The sequence below is a fragment of the Wenzhouxiangella indolica genome, from assembly GCF_042310355.1.
GTDB lineage: Bacteria > Pseudomonadota > Gammaproteobacteria > Xanthomonadales > Wenzhouxiangellaceae > Wenzhouxiangella.
Genome location: NZ_JBHJMR010000003.1, coordinates 259,021 through 276,470, shown reverse-complemented (window position 1 = coordinate 276,470; position 17,450 = coordinate 259,021). Strand labels below are relative to the sequence as shown.

The following is a 17,450-nucleotide window of genomic DNA, read 5'->3' as shown; positions in this document are numbered from 1 at the left end:
GCATTGCCCGGCTCCATGGGGGACAGCACATCTGGAGCTTCGGGGTCTTGAAAACTTGCCGGAGCACGCATGGAGAACGCAATTCGGGTTCGACCCGCCCGTAGTTCGGAAGTGGTCACCCTGGCCAAACTGGTCAAGTCCCGCCTGCCCGACATGATGTCGCAGGTGCGGCGCGCCGACAGCGTCGAGACGCATCTGGCCGAACTGGTACCCGACCAGGCCCTGCTGGTGGCCACCCACGGCACCCGCCTGGCCGGCCTGGGTGCGCTCGACCTCGACCACCGCCGCATCCTGGCCTGCTACCTGGATCCGGAAGTCGCGTCGCCGGACACGCCCCGCCGCCTGTTCGAAGCGCTCGAGCGCCACGCACTGCGCTTCGGCATCCGCCAGCTCAACGGCGTGGCGCGCAAGCGCGTGGCCGGTTTCATGCGACAACTCGGCTACGAATGCCGGCCCGACCCCGACGACGAGAACAACGTCGTGATCACGCGCGACCTGCTCGAGCTCGCCGACGAACCCACGCGCAAGATCCTCGACATGTGCGACGAGCTGGGTGTACCCGAGGACTACGGCGTGGCCCACCGCATGCCGCTGGTGACCGAGGCCAAGGGCCTGGTGTTCGCCGCGCGCGACATCTTCGAGCGCGAGCAGCGCCTGACCGAGGACGCCGCGGACGCGTTCAAACGCATGCGCGATGCAGCGCTGAATTCCAACATCGAACTCCGGCTGGTCTCCGGCTTCCGCGCCACCGCCTACCAGGCCAGCCTGTTCCGGCGCAAACTCGACCAGGGCCACTCGATGAAGGAGATCCTGCAGGTTTCGGCACCGCCGGGCTACAGCGAACACCACAGCGGACGCGCCATCGACGTGACCACGCGCGGCGTCAAGCCGCTGGTCGAGGACTTCGCCCAGACCGAGGCGTACAAGTGGCTGCTCGGCAATGCCCGGGTATTCGGCTTTCGCGAATCCTATCCCCGCCACAACCGCCATCGCATCGCGTGGGAGCCGTGGCACTGGTATTTCACGAGATAGGCCGACTGCGTCTCAACGAATCGCTTGCCAGGCGTCGAGGGCGCGGCGGCGGGTCGCCTTGAGGTCGACGAGGGGTGGCGGGTAGGCCAGCGATCCGGCTTCTTCGGCATTCAGCGGCTGATGGACCCTTTTGACGTTCCGGCTCGACAGTTCCGGACACCAGCGCCGGACGTAGTCGCCGTTGGGGTCGAACTTCTCGCCCTGCAGCACCGGGTTGAAGACGCGGAAATACGGCGCAGCGTCGGCGCCGCAGCCGGCGGTCCACTGCCAGCCCTGGGTGTTGTTCGCCAGATCGGCATCGACCAGGGTGTCCCAGAACCACCTCGCCCCTTCCTGCCAGGGAACGAGCAGGTTCTTGGTCAGGAAGGAAGCGACGATCATGCGCACGCGGTTGTGCATCCAGCCTGTCTCCCAAAGCTCGCGCATGCCGGCATCGACCAGCGGAATGCCGGTTTGCCCGCGCTGCCAGGCCGCAAGGTCCGCGGCATAGTCGTCCCGCTCGCGCCAGGGAAATCGCCGAAAGGCCGCCTTCAATGACGCCTCGGGCGTCTGCGGAAAATGCCACAGCAGGTGGTGCGAGAACTCGCGCCAGGCCAGCTCGCTGGCAAACACCATCCGTCCCTTGCCGGCGGGCAGCTCACCGGAGGGCTCGAGCGCGCGCACGACCTGACCGGGCGAGATCTCGCCGAAATGCAGGTGCGGCGACAGTCGCGAGGTGCCCGCCCGGTCCGGGCGGTCTCTGCGCGTGTCGTAGTCGGACGCCTGGTCGGCAAAGGCTTCCAGGCGACGGCGTGCGCCAAGCTCACCCGGAGACCAGTGATCCGACAGCTTGTCCGGCCAGTAGTGCTGCGGCAACAGGTCGAGTTCATCGACATCCAGGCTGGCCGGCCAGCGCGCCGGCCCGGGGAGTTCGCGCGGCTCGGGATGCACGCCGGGCGGCTGCCAGCGCTTCTGGAGCTGCTTCCAGAATGGGGTGAAAACGACGTAGGGACTGCCGTCGGACTTGACGCCGCTCCAGGGCTCGGTCAGCAGCGAAGCGCTGAAGCTCTCGACCGTCAGTCCGTGCTCGCGCAATCGCCGCTTGATGTCGCGGTCGCGCTCGACCGCTGCGCTTTCGTAGCGCCGATTCCAGTACACCGCCGCGGCGCCGGTGACCTGGCGCACCCGCTCGATCGCCGCGAGCGCATCGCCCGAAGCCAGGACCAGGCGGCTGCCGCGATCGCGCAGGCGACCGTCGAGTTCACGCAGCGAGTGATGCAGCCACCAGCGGCTGGCACCCCCGGCCGACCAGGGCGACTCCGAATCCGGATCGTCAACATAGAGCGGCACCACGCGCGCATGCCGTGAGCGCGCGTGATCCAGTGCGGGGTTGCCGGCCAGGCGAAGGTCGCGGCGGAACCAGACTATGGCAGTGTCGAACATGGGCGCGATTGTCGCACCCACGGCATCAACGCAGTGACTTCACCCCCGGCTGCTTCAGGCCGTGCCGCGGCGCTGCATCCTCGCCGAATCGGAGCGGCGGGCCTCGAGTTCATCGAGGTAGCCGTCTTCGAGGCCGGTGACGTACTCGCCGCTGAAGCAGGAACTGTCGAAGCCGTCGAGCTTGCGATTCTTGCCGCGAACGGCCTTCTCCAGCGCATCGATATCCTGGTAGATGAGCCGGTCGGCGCCGATCACCTGGCGGATCTCTTCCTCGTTCCGGCCGGATGCGACCAGCTCGCTGGCGGCCGGCATGTCGATGCCGTAAACATTGGGGTAGCGCACCGGTGGCGAGGCGGAGGCCAGGTAAACCTTCTTCGCGCCGGCCTCGCGCGCCATCTGGATGATCTGCTTGGAGGTCGTGCCGCGCACGATGGAATCGTCGACCAGCAGCACGTTCTTGTTCTTGAACTCGAGCGATATGGTGTTGAGCTTGCGCCGCACCGAGCGCACGCGCTCTTCCTGGCCCGGCATGATGAAGGTGCGCCCGATGTAGCGGTTCTTCATCAGGCCCTCGCGGTACTTGACCCCGAGCTGGTGGGCCAGCGGCAGGCAGGCCGTTCGGCTGGTGTCGGGCACCGGGATGACCACGTCGATGTCGTGGTCGGGCCACTCACTGAGGATCTTTTCGGCCAGGGCCTCGCCCATGCGCAGCCGCGCCTTGTAGACCGACAGGTCGTCGATCATCGAGTCGGGCCGGGCGAAATAGACGTACTCGAACATGCAGGGCGTGTAGGAAGCGGCATGCTCGCTGACCTGGCGGTGCAGTTCCCCCTCGAGGGTGATGAAAACGCATTCCCCCGGCGCGATATCGGAAACCAGGTCGAAGCCCAGGATGTCGAGCACCACCGACTCGGAGGCGACGATGTACTCGGGGCCCTCGGGCGCCTCGCGGCGACCGATGACGGCCGGCCGGATGCCGTTGGGGTCGCGGAACGCGACCAGTCCGAGGCCGGCGATCAGGGCCACGGCCGCGTATCCACCGCGGCAGCGGCGATAGACGCCGTCGACCGCGGCAAAGATATCTTCCGGGTGCAGGCCGTCGCGCGTATGCAGGCTGAGCTCGTGGGCGAGCACGTTGAGCAGCACTTCCGAATCCGACTCGGTATTGATGTGGCGCCGGTCCTCGGCGAACAACTCGTGGCTGAGTTGCTCGATGTTGATCAGGTTGCCGTTGTGGCCGAGCGCGATGCCGCAGGGTGAATTGACGTACATCGGCTGCGCTTCGTCCGGCTGGTCGCAGCCGGCGGTGGGATAGCGCACGTGGCCGATCCCCACCTCGCCGGTCAGGCCGGAGACGGCATTCTCGGAGAAAACGTCGCGCACGAGGCCGAGGCCGCGGGCCGAGCGCATCCGCCCGCCGTCGATGGTGGTGATGCCGGCAGCATCCTGGCCGCGGTGCTGCAGGATGGTCATGGCGTCATAGAGCCGGGCCGCTACCGGGGAGCGACCCACGATTCCGACGATTCCGCACATATCAGGCGTCAGCCTCCGTAGTGACTTCTTCAGTGATGACTTGCTCAGGCAGGTAGGCCTGGATGGACTCGGGAAACAGTTCGACCAGCCAGGTGGCCATTCTTTCCATTTCAGGCAGCAGCATCGATTGCTGCCACCAGGGATCCTGCACGAAGGGCGTGAAACCGGCCACGATCACCGCCGCCAGGACGATGGCCAGGCCGCGTAGCGCGCCGAAGACCGCGCCGAACAGGCGGTCGGTACCGCTCAGCCCGGTACCGTCGACCAGCTTGCCCAGCAGGTAGTTGATCAGGCCGCCGATGGCCAGCACGACCAGGAACACGCCCACGAAAGCGATGATCACGCGCACCGAGGGCACCTCGATGACGCCCTCGAGCTGCAAGGCCAGCGGCCCGGCGGCCTGCAGCGCCGCGTAGACGGCGGCGATCCAGACCAGCAGGGAAAATACTTCGCGAATGAAACCACGGAACAGGCTGACCACCATCGACACCAGCACGATGCCGACGATGGCGTAGTCGGCCCAGTTCATGGATGGGAAACCACGATACCCTTCAGGCCCTGCTCCTCGCTCAAGGTCTCGAGCAGACGTTCGGCGTCCGCGCGCTCTTCGTGGCTGCCCACGCGCACGCGCCAGATGGTTCGCCCGCCCGACTCCTCGGCGTGCATGAAGGCGTCGTACCCGGCCCCGGTCAACTGCTCGACCAGCCGTTCGGCGTTGTTACGGCTGGCAAAGGAACCCACCTGAACGGACAGGCCCTCTCGGTCGTCCGAGCCGGATTCGTCCGATCGCTCCCGCACCTCGGGCTCGACCCCGGCCACGGTGGCCACGATCTGGCCGCGCGCCTGTTCGGCGACGGCTTCGTCGTCGTAGGGGCCGGTACGCAGGCGGTACAACTCGGTCTGATCGCGAACCAGCACGTCCATGCGCGCGCGATGGCCGAGATCGACCAGGCGCTGACGAATCGAATCAGCCGTCTCCCGGTTTCCGAACACCGCGACCTGAACGATCCAGCGCCCGTCGGTCGATGCTTCGGGCGCTTCCGGGGTCGACTCCGGGGCCTCGGTGGACGAGGAATCGGCGCTGTCGTCCCGCGAATCAGCCTCGTCCGAGGTCGTGCTTTCCGCGGTCTCACCCTCGCGTTCAGGTTCTGACTCGGTCTCGGGAGCGATTTCAGGCCCGGACTCGGGCTCCACGGGCTCGGGTTCCAAGGGCGCCACTTCTCGCTCCCGCTCCTGCTGCGGTTCGGGCCGGGTGCGGGCGTCGTCCCCGGGGCGTTCGGACTCGGACGCGCTGTCGTCGAGCGGTTCGGCCCGGGACTCGCCCGGCGGCTGCCGGGCCTGATCGGGATCCAGCGCCAGGCGCCGGACCCGGCGCTCACCGGACTCGCGCTCGGGCGCGTCCAGGCTCAACTCGCGCCGCTCGACGGCATCATCCTCGTCGCCGTCGAACAACATGGGCAGGAAGATCACCGCCAGGGCGATCAGGATGCTGGCGCCGACCAGGCGCTGTTTGAGAACCTTGTCCATATCACTCGGCAAATTCGGACCATGCTTCGGCCACTGTGAGGAAGGAACCAAAAACGACCACGCGGTCGTCGGGCTCACTGTCGGCCAGCGCCCGCTCGAGCGCGGCAGCTACGGATTCTACCGTTTCCACGCTGCCGGAAACAGGCGCATTGCGAAGTTCAGCGGCGATTGCCGCAGCCGGCTGCGCCCGTTCGCCGCGCAGGGGCGCGACCAGCCAGCGCGAGAAGCAGCCGTCCAGGGCCCGCGCGATACCCGCCACATCCTTGCCCGCCAGCGCGCTGAAAACAGCCGTGCTGCGCCCCCCGGGCGGGTTCAGCGCCCCGGCCAGGGCCGCGGCCGCCGCGGGGTTGTGCGCGACGTCGAGGATCACCTCGGGCCGCTTTCGGACCACCTGGTATCGACCGGCCAGGCGAACACCGCGCAAGCCGGCCGCCAGCTGGTCGTCGTCCAGGGGAAGCCGATCGGCCAGCTCGCACAGCGCCAGGACCGCACAGGCGGCGTTGCCGCGCTGCCAGCGGCCGGCCAGGGCCGGCGGCGGCAGCCGCAGCGCACGCGCGCCGTGACGGATTCGGAGCCCGTCGCCGGTGCCGGCCTCTGCGAGGCACTCGTGCGCGGCTATGACCCGCGCGCCGATCGATTCAAGGGTTTCGAAAAGGCCGTCGGGCGGTTCGGGATCGCCGACGATGACGGGCCGGCCGGCTCGCGCCACGCCGGCCTTCTCGCGCGCGATCAGCTCGCGGGTATCGCCGAGAAACTCGGCGTGATCGATACCGATGGTGGTGATCACGGCCACGTCGGCGTCGAGCATGTTGACCGCATCGAGCCGCCCGCCCAGGCCGACCTCGAGCACCAGCGCATCGACTCGAGCCGCTGCCGCCAGACAGAATGCCGCCAGCGTCGTGTGCTCGAAATAGGTCAGGGGCACTTCGGCACGGGCCTGCTCGACCTGATCAAGTGCGTCGACGACTTCAGCCTCCGCGGCTTCGTGCCCGCCGATCCGCATGCGTTCGGAAAAGCGCAGGATATGCGGTGAGGTGTAGGCCAGCGGCCGATAGCCGCCGGCGATCAGCATGGCCTCGATCATGGCGACCACCGAGCCCTTGCCGTTGGTGCCGGCAACCGTGATCACCGGCATGGCAAGCTCGAGGTCGATGCGCCGCCAGACTTCGTGCACGCGTTCGAGCCCCAGTTCGATGCGCGTGGCCGGGGCACGCTGCTCCAGCCTGGCCAGCCAATCGGCCAGGGGAGTCGGGTTCGAGTCGGGTGCGTCGCTCAAGGCGGCCTGGGTCAACCCGGGGTGCGCTACTGGTCGTCGTCGACCAGTTCGCCCTCACGCGCCTCGGCCGCGCGGCGCGGGGCCATCAACATGGTCAGCAGGCCGTGGATACGCTGGCGCAACTCGCGCCGGTCGACGATCTGGTCGATGGCGCCCTTGTCGAGCAGGAACTCCGAGCGCTGGAAGCCCTCGGGCAGCTTTTCGCGCACGGTCTGCTCGATCACGCGCGGGCCGGCGAAGCCGATCAGGGCGTTGGGCTCGGCCAGGTTGATGTCGCCGAGCATGCCCAGGCTGGCCGAAACGCCACCGGTGGTCGGATGCGTCAGCACGACGATATAGGGCAGCCCCTCCTCGGCCATGCGCGCCAGCGCCGCGGAGGTCTTGGCCATCTGCATCAGCGAGAACAGGCCCTCCTGCATGCGCGCGCCGCCCGAGGCGGCAAAACACACCAGCGGCAGGCCGCGCTCGAGGCAGTCGTGCGCGGCCAGGGCGAAACGCTCGCCCACGACCGAGCCCATCGACCCGCCCATGAAGCGAAAGTCAAAGGCACAGGTGACCAATTCCATTTCCAGCAGACGGCCCCGAACCGCCACCAGCGCGTCCTTCTCGCCGGTCGCCTTCTGGCTCGCCACCAGGCGATCGCGATACTTCTTGGTGTCCTTGAACTTGAGCACGTCCACGGGCGCCAGTTCCGCGCCGATCTCGACCTGCTCGCCGGCGTCGAGGAAGGCCTCGAGACGATCACGCCCGGTCAGGGTCATGTGGTGGTCGCACTTGGGGCAGACGTTGAGGTTGCGTTCCAGTTCGGGCCGATAGAGCACCGCCTCACAGGCCTTGCACTTCGTCCACAGGCCGTCGGGCACCTTGCGGCTCTTGCTCGAACCCTCGGTGCGGATACGGGCCGGCATCAGTTTCTGGAACCAGGTCATCTCAGGCACTCACCACGTCGTTTGTCGAAGAGGCGGTATTGTCCATGGCCTGACGGATGGGAGCAAGGTAGGCGCGCGCGGCCTCGACCGCCGAGGCGGCGGAATCGGTCTTCCCGAGGCGCTCGACCAGCGCCGAGCCGATCACCACGGCATCCGCGCTGGCGGCCGCCGCGGCCGCGTGCTCCGGCGTGCGGATGCCGAAGCCGACGGCGACCGGCACGCCCGCGGCCGAGCGGATGCGCTCGACGGCCGGCGCCAGCGATGCCGTGTCGAGGTTGGCCGCGCCGGTCACGCCCTTGATGGTGACGTAGTAGAGGAACCCGCCGGCCAGTTCGGCCGCGCGCTTGAGGCGCGAGTCGGTGGTCGTCGGGGCGACCAGGAAGATCTGGTGCAGGTCGTGGCGGGCCAGCGCGGCCCGCATCTCGTCGGCTTCGTCGGCCGGGCAGTCGACAATCAGCAGGCCGTCGACGCCGGCGGCCGCGGCTTCCTCGCAGAAGCGCGCCACGCCGCGGCGCTCGATCGGGTTGGCGTAGCCCATCAGGATCAGCGGCGTATTCGGATCACCGCGTCGAAACTCGGCGACCATCGCGAGCACCTGCTCGAGCCCGGTGCCCTGCTCCAGAGCGCGGGCGCAGGCCTCCTGGATGACCGGGCCGTCGGCCATCACGTCGGAAAACGGCATGCCGACCTCGATCAGGTCCGCCCCCGCCTCGACGGCGGCGTGCAACACCGGCACGGTCGAGTCCGGGGTCGGGTAGCCGGCGGTCACGTAAGGGATCAGGGCGCGGCGCCCGCGCCGGCCCAGGTCCTCGAATCTCGTGTCGATACGGTTCAAAGCGTCATTCCTTCCAGGTCTGCCACGGTGTTGATGTCCTTGTCGCCCCGGCCGGAAAGATTGACCAGGACGATCTCATCCTTGTCGCGCTCGGCCGCGAGCTTCATGCCGTAGGCGATGGCGTGGGCGGATTCGAGCGCCGGCATGATGCCTTCCGAGCGGGTCAGCTCGTGGAAGGCGGCCAGGGCTTCCTCGTCGTCGATGCCGACGTAGTTCGCACGCCCGGAATCCTTCAGCCAGGCGTGCTCGGGACCGACCCCGGGATAGTCCAGGCCGGCCGAGACCGAGTGGGTGTCGATGATCTGGCCGGCGTCGTCGTCGAGCAGGTAGGTGCGCGAGCCGTGCAGCACGCCGATACGACCGGCGCAGAGGCTGGCGGCGTGTTCGTGGCCGGACAGGCCGCGACCGGCCGCTTCGACGCCGTACATGGCGACTTCACGATCATCGATGAAGGGGTGGAACAGGCCGATGGCGTTGGAACCACCGCCGACGCAGGCCACCAGGGCATCCGGCAGCCGGCCGTATTCCTCGCGCATCTGCGCGCGGGCCTCGCGCCCGACCACGGCGTTGAAATCGCGCACCATGGCCGGATAGGGATGCGGGCCGGCGACGGTGCCCAGGATGTAGAACGTGTCGTCGACATTGGTGACCCAGTCGCGCATGGCCTCGTTGAGGGCGTCCTTGAGCGTTCTCGAGCCGGCGTCCACGCTGACGACTTCTGCCCCGAGCAGCTTCATGCGAAAGACGTTGACCGACTGGCGCTCGATATCGTCGGCGCCCATGTAGACCACGCAGGGCATGCCCAGGCGCGCGGCGATCGTGGCCGAGGCGACGCCGTGCTGGCCGGCCCCGGTCTCCGCGATCAGGCGCTTTTTGCCCATCGCCCTGGCCAGCAGCCCCTGGCCGACGGTGTTGTTGATCTTGTGCGCGCCGGTGTGGTTGAGGTCCTCGCGCTTGAGCACGATCTTCGCCCCGCCCATCTTGCGCGTAAGGTTCTCGGCAAAATACAGCGGCGAGGGCCGGCCGACGAAATGCGCCAGGTCGGAATCGAGCCGCGCCATGAAATCATCGTCGGCGATGTAGCGGCGCCAGGCAGATTCGAGCTCCTCGAGCGCGGCCATCAGGGTCTCGGAGACGAAGCGTCCACCGAATACGCCGAAGTGGCCACCGGCGTCGGGCAACTGGGTCTCGAATGCTGTCTTTTCGGCTGCTTCAGCCATGTTTCACCGCCTTTATAAAGTCACGAATCAGCTTATCACTCTTCACGCCCGGTCGGACTTCCACGCCGCTTGAAACGTCCACCGCGTCGGGCTTGAGCCGGGCGCAGGCCTCGCCCGCATTGTCGGGATCGAGGCCGCCGGCCAGGACCCAGGGCCGCGGGATTCGCGGCACCCGGTTCCAGTCGAAGCGCGTGCCGCTGCCGCCGGCCTGGCCGGGCGCGTGGGCATCGAGCAGCAGGGCATCGGCAAGGTCGAATTCACCGGGGTCGTCGGGCCGCTCGCCGCCCATCGCCAGGGCCTTCATCCAGGGCCGGCCGAACTGCCGGCAGAAGTCCTGGGTTTCGCGGCCGTGAAACTGCAGCCAGTCGAGCGAGACCTGCGCGAGGGTCGCCTCGACTTGTTCGGCCGGCGCGTCCATGAACAGGCCCACCCGTGTCACGAAGGGCGGCAGCGCCCGGCAGACGGCCTGCGCCTGTTGCGGATCGATGCAGCGCGGGCTCGCCTCGACAAAGGCCAGGCCGATCGCATCGGCACCGGCATCGGCGGCCGCCAGGGCGTCCTCGATGCGCGTGATGCCGCAGATCTTGACTCGGATCATGCTGCTTTCCGGAAAGCGCGTATCGCAATCGCGGATGAACGCAGATGAACGCGGATTGTTGAATACGTTTTCACTGTCGATTCCTGAACTGCGTGAACCCGCGAAATCCGCGGTTCCAGCCACAACGGTCATGCTCGGTGCGTGGCCCGTCGAGCAACTAGTCCCTGCCGTCGCGCGGTGGAAAATCGATCTCCCGACCCAGCGGCAGGTACCCGTGTTCCGGGTAGGACGGCGCCACGAAGTAAAGCCCTTCGGCCGGCGCCGTCGGCCCGGCCCGGGTGCGATCGACCGCAGCCAGCACCTCACCCGGCCAGGATACGGCGCGATCGCCCGTACCCACCGGGATCAGCGTTCCGGCCACGTTTCTGACCATATGGTAGACGAAGGCGTTGGCCTCGATGTCAATGACCACTTCGCTGCCCCGGCGCGTCACGGACAAGTGGTGAATCTCGCGCACGGGCGACTTCGCCTGGCAGCCGACGGCGCGGAAGCTGGTGAAATCATGCTCGCCAAGCAGGGCCCGGGCGGCGGCGTGCATGCGCTCGGCGTCGAGCGGCTGGCGAACCCAGGCAACGCGGCCGCGCTCGATCGCCGGGCGAACCCAGCGGTTGAGCATGCGATAGCGGTAGCGGCGGCGCGTGGCCGAGAAGCGGGCGTGAAAGTCGTCGTCGACCGGCCGGACCCAGTGCACCGAAATACCCGGATGCAGGTGGGTGTTGGTCCCGAGCACCCAGGCGCGCTCGCGGCGAACCGCCTGCGTGTCGAAATGCACCACCTGGCAATGCGCGTGCACACCCGTGTCGGTGCGACCGGCGCAATGCACCCGGACCGGGTGATCGGCCACGCGGCCCAGGGCGGCTTCCAGGCAGGCTTGCACGGTCGGCGACTGGCGCTGCGTCTGCCAGCCGTAGAAACCGCTGCCGTCGTACTCGATGCCGGCGGCCAGTCGCATTCGGGTTCAGCTTGCGGCGATCACACGATGCTGTCCAGAAGCTTCTTCGCTTCGGCGCGCTTGTCCTCGCTGCCGTCGCTGACCACTTCCTCGAGCACCGAGCGGGCCGAATCGGCCAGGTCCACCGAGATGTAGGCGCGCGCGAGGTCGAGCTTGACGTCGGCGTCCTCGTCGCTGAGCGAACCACCGGCCGCCGCGGGCGACTCGGATTCGGACGTCTCGGGCTCGGACAGCTCGAACGCGTCGTCGGCTTCGGACGATTCGCTGTCCTGCTCCGCGTCGGCCGAGTCGGTCGCTTCATCCTCTGTCGCAGGTGCTGCACCCAGCTCGAAGTCCAGCCCACCGTCGTCGGATGTCGACTCGAGATCTTCGACGTCGGAGCTCAATTCGAGATCGAGGTCCCCGGTATCGCGCGTTCCGGACTCACCGAAGACTTCGTCGGCTTCCTGCTCGCGCGCCGGGTCGAGATCCAGGTCGGGCTCCGGAGCGGTCTCATCCTCGAGATCGATCGGCGCTTCGGACGGCTTGTCCCGGGACTCCCCGGCTTCATCGGGCTCGTCTTCGAGGCTGAACTCGTCGATCTCCTTGAACTCGCCGAAATCGGCGTCACCCTTGTCTTCATCCAGGGAATGATCGCTGCCCGGCTCCTTGGACGGATCGTCCAGGCGCTCGGACAAGACGGCCAGGTCCATGTCGTTGTCGAAGGTGTCTTCCTTGCCCGCCTCGGACGTTTCGCGCTCGCTTTCGGCCCGCGTAGTCCGCTCGGCCTCCTCGTCGTCTTCCATTCCGAGATCGAAGACTTCCTCGTCGGCGCCGCGCTCGTCGGCGTCGAATTCCGCCGGCGCTTCCGATTCGCTCTCGTCGACATCGAGCATGCCGAACATCTCGTCGGCGCGCCGATCAAAATCGTCGTCCTCGTCGAGCGAGGTCTCACGCGGCGTCAGCAGGGGATGGTCGGGCACGTGCACCGACGCCAGCGACAGCGCTTCCTGCCATTCGGGCTCGGACTCGTCATCGACCTCCTGGTACATCTGGTCGAAAGCGTCTGTGAACTCCTGCTCGCGACCCTCGTCGGCGAGCAGCTTGAGCAGAGCCAGGCGAGCGCCCAGGTCGTGCGGCTTGCGCGCCACCGCGGCACGCGCGGCGTCGACCGCGTCACCGCCGCCCAGCGACAGTTCCGAACCGCCATCCTCCGCGCGGCGTCGACGCAGCCAGACCAGGGCAGCGGCCGCCAACAGGATCACCAGCAGCAGGCCCAGCGCCGGCCACAGCCAAGCCGTCAGGCCGCCCGAACTGGTGCGCGTCACCGTCATCGAAGGCTCGGCCTCCTGATCGCCGGCGGCGTCGGACGATTGCTCGCTGGTGTCCGCCGTTTCGTCGGCTGCAAGCTCATCGGCCGGATCTTCGTCAGAGGCCGCGTCATCGGCATCACCGGCGGCTTCATCGCCGTCGTCGGCCGATCCGTCCGCGCGCGCCGTGGCCTCGTCGGAGTCATCGGCCGAGTCGTCTTCACCGGGGCCGAACTCCTCTTCCAGTTCGCTCATGTAGTCGGCGATCTGGTCGCCTTCTTCGCTATCGGTGGCTTCGTCGCCGCCGTCGGACCGGGCAAGCCGCTCCTCCTCGGCACGCGCTTCGCGTGCCTCGCGCAGCCGGGCCTCGAGTTCGGCCAGGGACTCCTCGGCCACGGCCAGGCCGGCCATGTCGCGCTGCTCGAGCGCATCGCGCACTTCCGCGACGTGATCGTCGAAGGCCGGATTGTCCAGATCCTCGGCGATGATGGCCTCCTCGACCTCGGCCAACTGATCGCCCACGCGCTGAATCTCGCCTTCGGCAACGGCCGAGCTTTCCGAGTACTGGTCTTCTTCGGGCGGAACGACGTCGAGCCGGAAATCCTCGTCCTCGCCGGCATCCGTTTCTTCGGTCTCCGCCTCGGCAGATGCGTCGGCGTCATCATCGGACGGCGTCGACGGCGACTCGGGCATGGCGGCATCGGAAACGACGGGGACGTCTTCGGCCACCTCCGGCTGCCATGAGCGCATGTGCTCGCGCACGCGCTGCTCGGCGTCGGCGCGATCGACCGAACGGACGTCGTCAACGCCCGGCATGTCCAGCTGGGCGCCGCTGCGCAGGCGATTGATGTTCTCGCCCAGGAAGGCGTCGCGATTGCGATTGAAGATGGCCAGCATCACCTGGTCCATGCTCAGGCTGCTGTCCGGCCGCCAGTTCTGCGCGATGCTCCAGAGCGTGTCGCCGTCGGCGACGGCCACGGAATCGGCGCCGCCGGAGGCGGGTGCCGAAGCGGTATCGGCCGGCTGCTCGCTCGGGGAAGGACGTTCCCTGGGTTCATTGGATGCAGCGGATTCGGCGGGACGTCGGGCCGGGCGCTCGCGCTCGGCCGGTTCAGCCGCGGGTTGCGACGCCGGCTCTGGTGCCGGCTCGGAAGCGGGCTGGCTGACCTCGCGCGCCGGCGCGGCCGAATCCCGCACCGGGGGATCGAGAAACAGCGTGTACTCGCGCAGCACTCGGCCGCTCGACCAGCGTGCATCGATGAGCACCTGGACCACCGGATCGCTGACCGGGCGCTGGGAACGAACGCGCACCACCGGCGGCGAGGCGCTGCGATCGACGGTGACTTCGAGCCCCAGCCCGAGCGACTCGCTCGGGACGCCGAGGCGCTCGAAATCCTCCAGCGATGCCGGCCCCACGCTGACCGACTCGATCGCCTCGGACTCGACCTCGAGCAGGCGGATGGAAACGTCCAGCGGCTGGCCCAGCCAGGAATCGACGCGGGCCTCCCCGAGCCCCAGCGCCCTGAGACCGTCGGCCGGGAACAACAGGATGAGTGCGCCCAGCAGAACTGGTGCGATCATTCGAACAGCGGTGTTGGCCATGAGCGCCGATTCCCTCTAATGCTTGACAAATTTATTTCAATTCAAGCGAGTATACCAATGTCTTCACACGATGCGAAAGCGCCGCGGTCACGGCGCTTTCCAGGGATCTCTGATTGGAATTGATCGTCGAGGAGCGTAGCGAGCGACTGTGTGACGGTGGCCGCCGGAGCGCAGGGACCGGAGTGTATATGGAAATACATGAGGATCCCGAGCACGCGCTATACGACGCTGGGGCCCAGGCTTCTTGCCTTGGCAAGCCGCCAAGGCCCCAGCGCCTGCGCTGCCGGACGCCGTCACACAGTCGCGCAGTAGCTCATCGGCGATTAATTAGATATTCGGCGATCTGGATGGCGTTCAGCGCCGCACCCTTGCGCACGTTGTCGGCCACGACCCAGAAATCCAGGCCCTGCGGATGGCTCAGATCGCGCCGGATGCGGCTGACGAAGGTCTCGTCGTGGCCGCTGGCATGCGTCTGGGGCGTGACGATTTCGTCGTCGCCGACCACCTTCACGCCCGGCGCCTTGCTGAGCAGTTCGCGCGCGGCGTCGACTTCCAGCGGCTCGACCGTTTCCAGGTGAACCGCCTCGCCGTGGCCGAAGAACACCGGCACACGCACCGCCGTGGCGTTGACGGCGATCTCGTCGGAATCAAGGATGCGACGCGACTCGTTGTGCATCTTCATCTCTTCCTTGGTGTAGCCGTTGTCCTCCAGCTTGTCGATCATGGGGATGACGTTGAAGGCGATCGGCGCGTTCAGGGCCTTGACCTCCGGCTCCTGGAAGTTGAAGCGATCCTTGGACTGCTGCGCCAGTTCTTCCATGGCCTTGGCGCCGGCACCGGAGACCGACTGGTAGGTGGCCACGTTGATGCGGCTCACGCCGGCGGCCCGGTGGATGGGCGCGACGGCCAGCAGCATCTGGATGGTCGAGCAGTTGGGATTGGCGATGATGCCGCCGTCGGTGCCGAAGTCGTCGAGCACGCTCGCGTTCACTTCGGGCACGATCAGCGGCACGTCCGGGTCGAGGCGGAAATGCGAGGTGTTGTCGATCACCGTGCAGCCGGCCTTCGCCGCCCGCGGCGCATGCTCGGCCGACACGCTGCCGCCGGCGGAAAACAGCGCGAAGTCCCAGCCGCTGAAGTCGAATTCGGCCAGGTCCTTGACGGTCACGGACTTGCCCTTGAAGTCCACCTGGCTGCCCGCCGACCGGCTGGAAGCCAGCACCGCCAACTCGCTGATCGGAAACTCACGCTCGGCCAGCAGCTCCAGCATGACATGCCCCACCGCACCGGTCGCACCGACGACGGCAACTCGATAACCTTGCTTCGCTTCGCTCATGATAATTGTCTGGTTTGATTGAATTAAAAAATGTCCACAGATGAACACAGATAAACACAGATTGAACTTGCCAGGAGTTCCTCAGGCAACAGTAGCCGCCTGAACTGCAAGCCCTTGGCACCACTGGCGAGGGGAGCCGGCGGTTTTTTAAACGTTTTTATCTGTGTTCATCTGTGTTCATCTGTGGACAATTAGATTTTGAATTTGAACTTGAATTCGAATCACCCGGGAATGCGCGGCGTCTGCTCGCCCACATCGCCGCACTGGGCGCGGTGGAGCAGGACGTGGTCCATGATCACCAGGGCCAGCATGGCCTCGACGATCGGCACGGCGCGTATCCCGACACAGGGGTCATGGCGGCCGGTGGTCACGATTTCAACCGGTTCGCCCCGGATATCCACGGTTTTTCCGGGCAATCTCAAGGAAGATGTCGGCTTGAAAGCCACCGCGCATTCGAGCGGCTGCCCCGTCGAAATGCCGCCCAGCACGCCGCCGGCATGGTTGGATTCGAAGCCCTCGGGCGTGATCTCGTCGCGGTGCTCGGTGCCCTTCTGCGCCACGGAGGCGAAACCCGCTCCAATCTCCACGCCCTTGGTCGCGTTGATGCTCATCATCGCCGCGGCCAGGTCGCCGTCGAGCTTGGCGTAGACCGGTGCACCCAGGCCCACCGGCACTCCGGTCGCGCGCGCCTTCACCAGCGCGCCGACCGAATCGCCCGACTTCCAAAGCTCCTTCATGTAGCCCTCGAGCGCCTCGATTCGAGACGCATCGGGACAGAAGAACGGATTCGTGTCGATCACCGTCGCATCGAAGTGCTCATCGCAGACCTGATCACCGATCTGTCCAAGCCACCCCGTGATCTCCACGCCAAACTTCTCGCGCAGCCACTTCCGCGCCAGCGCCCCGGCCGCCACCCGCATCGCCGTCTCCCGCGCCGAAGACCGCCCGCCGCCGCGGTAGTCGCGAATGCCGTACTTGTGGTGATAGGTGTAGTCCGCATGCCCGGGCCGGAACTGATCCGCGATCTTCGAGTAGTCCTTGGGCTTCGCATCGGTGTTGTAGATCAGCAGCGCAATCGGCGCCCCGGTCGTCTTCCCCTCGAACACCCCCGACAGAATCTGAACGTCCTCGGCTTCCTTGCGCTGCGAAGTCCACCGACTCTGCCCCGTCGCCCGCCGCATCAGCTCGGCCCGAATCTCCTGGGGCGTGATCTCCATCCCGGGCGGAAACCCGTCGATCACACAGCCAATCATCGGCCCGTGGCTCTCGCCGAACGTGGTCAGGGTCAGGACGTGGCCGAAGGAGTTGCAAGACATCAAGGCAGAGCCAGATAAGTGACCTGTTTGGATTCGATTCTATCCGACTTTCACTGGAACCGTGCCGCAAATGTACTGCCCGCCCCGCGACAGATTCACCGAGACGCCCCTGAGAAGCCCGCGCCAGTCATTCAGCGTACACACCCGATGAATTCAACGTCACACCGGCTTCGCGAAGATAACAGTCAATCAAATCCTGCTCGAAACTGTAAATCCTTTCCAGCGACTCGCTCAGAAGCTCTCGGTAAGCCGACCTGACAGCAGGATCTGGATCACCGCAGAAATCACCCTCCTGCATACTGGCAACTCCAACGGCAGCCGAATACCTTGACACCTCATCGGAACAGACCCCCGGACACCCTCGCGAAAACTTGGCCGATGTATCAGAATCAACATAGGATGTTAGCGGCATATCCGAACAGAAATCTCCTTTGAAATCCGAAATATCGCGCTGACCCAGTAAAATATCGTTCGCGCCGACTCTCGCCAAACCGTCCCTGCAAGACTCGTACTCGATCGAACAGGAGGCAAGAAGGGCAGCAAGGCATATTGCGACAACTCTGTTCATGTCAGCAGCACCAAG

Annotated in this window: 15 protein-coding genes; 1 reads left to right on the top strand and 14 read right to left on the bottom strand. The window is 66.7% G+C overall.

What is annotated here, in order from left to right:
* Positions 1 to 69: 69 nt before the first annotated feature.
* Complete coding sequence (locus ACDC67_RS06275) at positions 70 to 1,032, top strand: D-alanyl-D-alanine carboxypeptidase family protein (RefSeq protein WP_376691543.1); 963 nt, start codon at positions 70 to 72, stop codon at positions 1,030 to 1,032.
* A gap of 12 nt (positions 1,033 to 1,044) precedes the next feature.
* Here ACDC67_RS06275 and ACDC67_RS06270 read toward each other — a convergent pair whose 3' ends face one another.
* The 14 genes from ACDC67_RS06270 to ACDC67_RS06205 form a co-directional block, all read right to left on the bottom strand.
* A complete protein-coding gene (locus tag ACDC67_RS06270) occupies positions 1,045 to 2,454 on the bottom strand; it encodes a cryptochrome/photolyase family protein (protein WP_376691541.1) in 1,410 nt (469 codons plus the stop codon).
* A gap of 54 nt (positions 2,455 to 2,508) precedes the next feature.
* On the bottom strand, positions 2,509 to 3,987 hold the full coding sequence (gene purF / locus ACDC67_RS06265; protein WP_376691540.1) for an amidophosphoribosyltransferase: 1,479 nt from the start codon (positions 3,985 to 3,987) through the stop codon (positions 2,509 to 2,511).
* A gap of 1 nt (position 3,988) precedes the next feature.
* Positions 3,989 to 4,516, bottom strand: coding sequence for a CvpA family protein (locus ACDC67_RS06260; RefSeq protein ID WP_376691538.1), 528 nt, complete (start codon positions 4,514 to 4,516; stop codon positions 3,989 to 3,991).
* Positions 4,513 to 5,514: an SPOR domain-containing protein gene (locus ACDC67_RS06255; RefSeq protein WP_376691536.1), complete on the bottom strand. Its 1,002-nt coding sequence runs from the start codon at positions 5,512 to 5,514 to the stop codon at positions 4,513 to 4,515. Before ACDC67_RS06255 ends, ACDC67_RS06260 begins: the two co-directional genes overlap by 4 nt.
* A 1-nt stretch (position 5,515) precedes the next feature.
* A complete protein-coding gene (locus tag ACDC67_RS06250) occupies positions 5,516 to 6,790 on the bottom strand; it encodes a bifunctional folylpolyglutamate synthase/dihydrofolate synthase (protein ID WP_376691534.1) in 1,275 nt (424 codons plus the stop codon).
* A 26-nt stretch (positions 6,791 to 6,816) separates the two neighbouring features.
* Positions 6,817 to 7,719: an acetyl-CoA carboxylase, carboxyltransferase subunit beta gene (gene accD / locus ACDC67_RS06245; RefSeq protein ID WP_376691533.1), complete on the bottom strand. Its 903-nt coding sequence runs from the start codon at positions 7,717 to 7,719 to the stop codon at positions 6,817 to 6,819.
* Between the two features lies 1 nt (position 7,720).
* Positions 7,721 to 8,554: a tryptophan synthase subunit alpha gene (gene trpA, locus ACDC67_RS06240; RefSeq protein WP_376691531.1), complete on the bottom strand. Its 834-nt coding sequence runs from the start codon at positions 8,552 to 8,554 to the stop codon at positions 7,721 to 7,723.
* Complete coding sequence (gene trpB / locus ACDC67_RS06235) at positions 8,551 to 9,774, bottom strand: tryptophan synthase subunit beta (protein WP_376691529.1); 1,224 nt, start codon at positions 9,772 to 9,774, stop codon at positions 8,551 to 8,553. The genes trpA and trpB overlap by 4 nt, the downstream gene beginning before the upstream one ends.
* A complete protein-coding gene (locus ACDC67_RS06230) occupies positions 9,767 to 10,372 on the bottom strand; it encodes a phosphoribosylanthranilate isomerase (RefSeq protein ID WP_376691527.1) in 606 nt (201 codons plus the stop codon). The genes trpB and ACDC67_RS06230 overlap by 8 nt, the downstream gene beginning before the upstream one ends.
* A 157-nt stretch (positions 10,373 to 10,529) precedes the next feature.
* On the bottom strand, positions 10,530 to 11,324 hold the full coding sequence (truA, locus tag ACDC67_RS06225) for a tRNA pseudouridine(38-40) synthase TruA (protein WP_376691525.1): 795 nt from the start codon (positions 11,322 to 11,324) through the stop codon (positions 10,530 to 10,532).
* A gap of 20 nt (positions 11,325 to 11,344) precedes the next feature.
* Positions 11,345 to 14,215 (bottom strand): FimV/HubP family polar landmark protein, encoded by a 2,871-nt coding sequence (locus ACDC67_RS06220; RefSeq protein ID WP_376691522.1) that lies wholly within the window; start codon positions 14,213 to 14,215, stop codon positions 11,345 to 11,347.
* Between the two features lie 313 nt (positions 14,216 to 14,528).
* On the bottom strand, positions 14,529 to 15,551 hold the full coding sequence (locus ACDC67_RS06215) for an aspartate-semialdehyde dehydrogenase (protein WP_376691520.1): 1,023 nt from the start codon (positions 15,549 to 15,551) through the stop codon (positions 14,529 to 14,531).
* 221 nt (positions 15,552 to 15,772) lie between these two features.
* A complete protein-coding gene (aroC, locus tag ACDC67_RS06210) occupies positions 15,773 to 16,867 on the bottom strand; it encodes a chorismate synthase (RefSeq protein WP_376691519.1) in 1,095 nt (364 codons plus the stop codon).
* A gap of 127 nt (positions 16,868 to 16,994) precedes the next feature.
* Entirely contained in the window at positions 16,995 to 17,435 is a 441-nt protein-coding gene (locus ACDC67_RS06205) for a hypothetical protein (RefSeq protein WP_376691517.1), read from the bottom strand.
* Positions 17,436 to 17,450: the final 15 nt, after the last annotated feature.

What these genes read in the sequence shown, in the direction of transcription:
- ACDC67_RS06230 (WP_376691527.1), bottom strand. Translation starts at nt 10,372, where the DNA reads ATGATCCGAGTCAAGATCTGCGGCATCACGCGCATCGAGGACGCCCTG.
- ACDC67_RS06255 (WP_376691536.1), bottom strand. Translation starts at nt 5,514, where the DNA reads ATGGACAAGGTTCTCAAACAGCGCCTGGTCGGCGCCAGCATCCTGATC.
- ACDC67_RS06220 (WP_376691522.1), bottom strand. Translation starts at nt 14,215, where the DNA reads ATGGCCAACACCGCTGTTCGAATGATCGCACCAGTTCTGCTGGGCGCA.
- purF (WP_376691540.1), bottom strand. Translation starts at nt 3,987, where the DNA reads ATGTGCGGAATCGTCGGAATCGTGGGTCGCTCCCCGGTAGCGGCCCGG.
- ACDC67_RS06260 (WP_376691538.1), bottom strand. Translation starts at nt 4,516, where the DNA reads ATGAACTGGGCCGACTACGCCATCGTCGGCATCGTGCTGGTGTCGATG.
- trpB (WP_376691529.1), bottom strand. Translation starts at nt 9,774, where the DNA reads ATGGCTGAAGCAGCCGAAAAGACAGCATTCGAGACCCAGTTGCCCGAC.
- ACDC67_RS06205 (WP_376691517.1), bottom strand. Translation starts at nt 17,435, where the DNA reads ATGAACAGAGTTGTCGCAATATGCCTTGCTGCCCTTCTTGCCTCCTGT.
- ACDC67_RS06275 (WP_376691543.1), top strand. Translation starts at nt 70, where the DNA reads ATGGAGAACGCAATTCGGGTTCGACCCGCCCGTAGTTCGGAAGTGGTC.
- ACDC67_RS06215 (WP_376691520.1), bottom strand. Translation starts at nt 15,551, where the DNA reads ATGAGCGAAGCGAAGCAAGGTTATCGAGTTGCCGTCGTCGGTGCGACC.
- truA (WP_376691525.1), bottom strand. Translation starts at nt 11,324, where the DNA reads ATGCGACTGGCCGCCGGCATCGAGTACGACGGCAGCGGTTTCTACGGC.
- accD (WP_376691533.1), bottom strand. Translation starts at nt 7,719, where the DNA reads ATGACCTGGTTCCAGAAACTGATGCCGGCCCGTATCCGCACCGAGGGT.
- aroC (WP_376691519.1), bottom strand. Translation starts at nt 16,867, where the DNA reads ATGTCTTGCAACTCCTTCGGCCACGTCCTGACCCTGACCACGTTCGGC.
- ACDC67_RS06270 (WP_376691541.1), bottom strand. Translation starts at nt 2,454, where the DNA reads ATGTTCGACACTGCCATAGTCTGGTTCCGCCGCGACCTTCGCCTGGCC.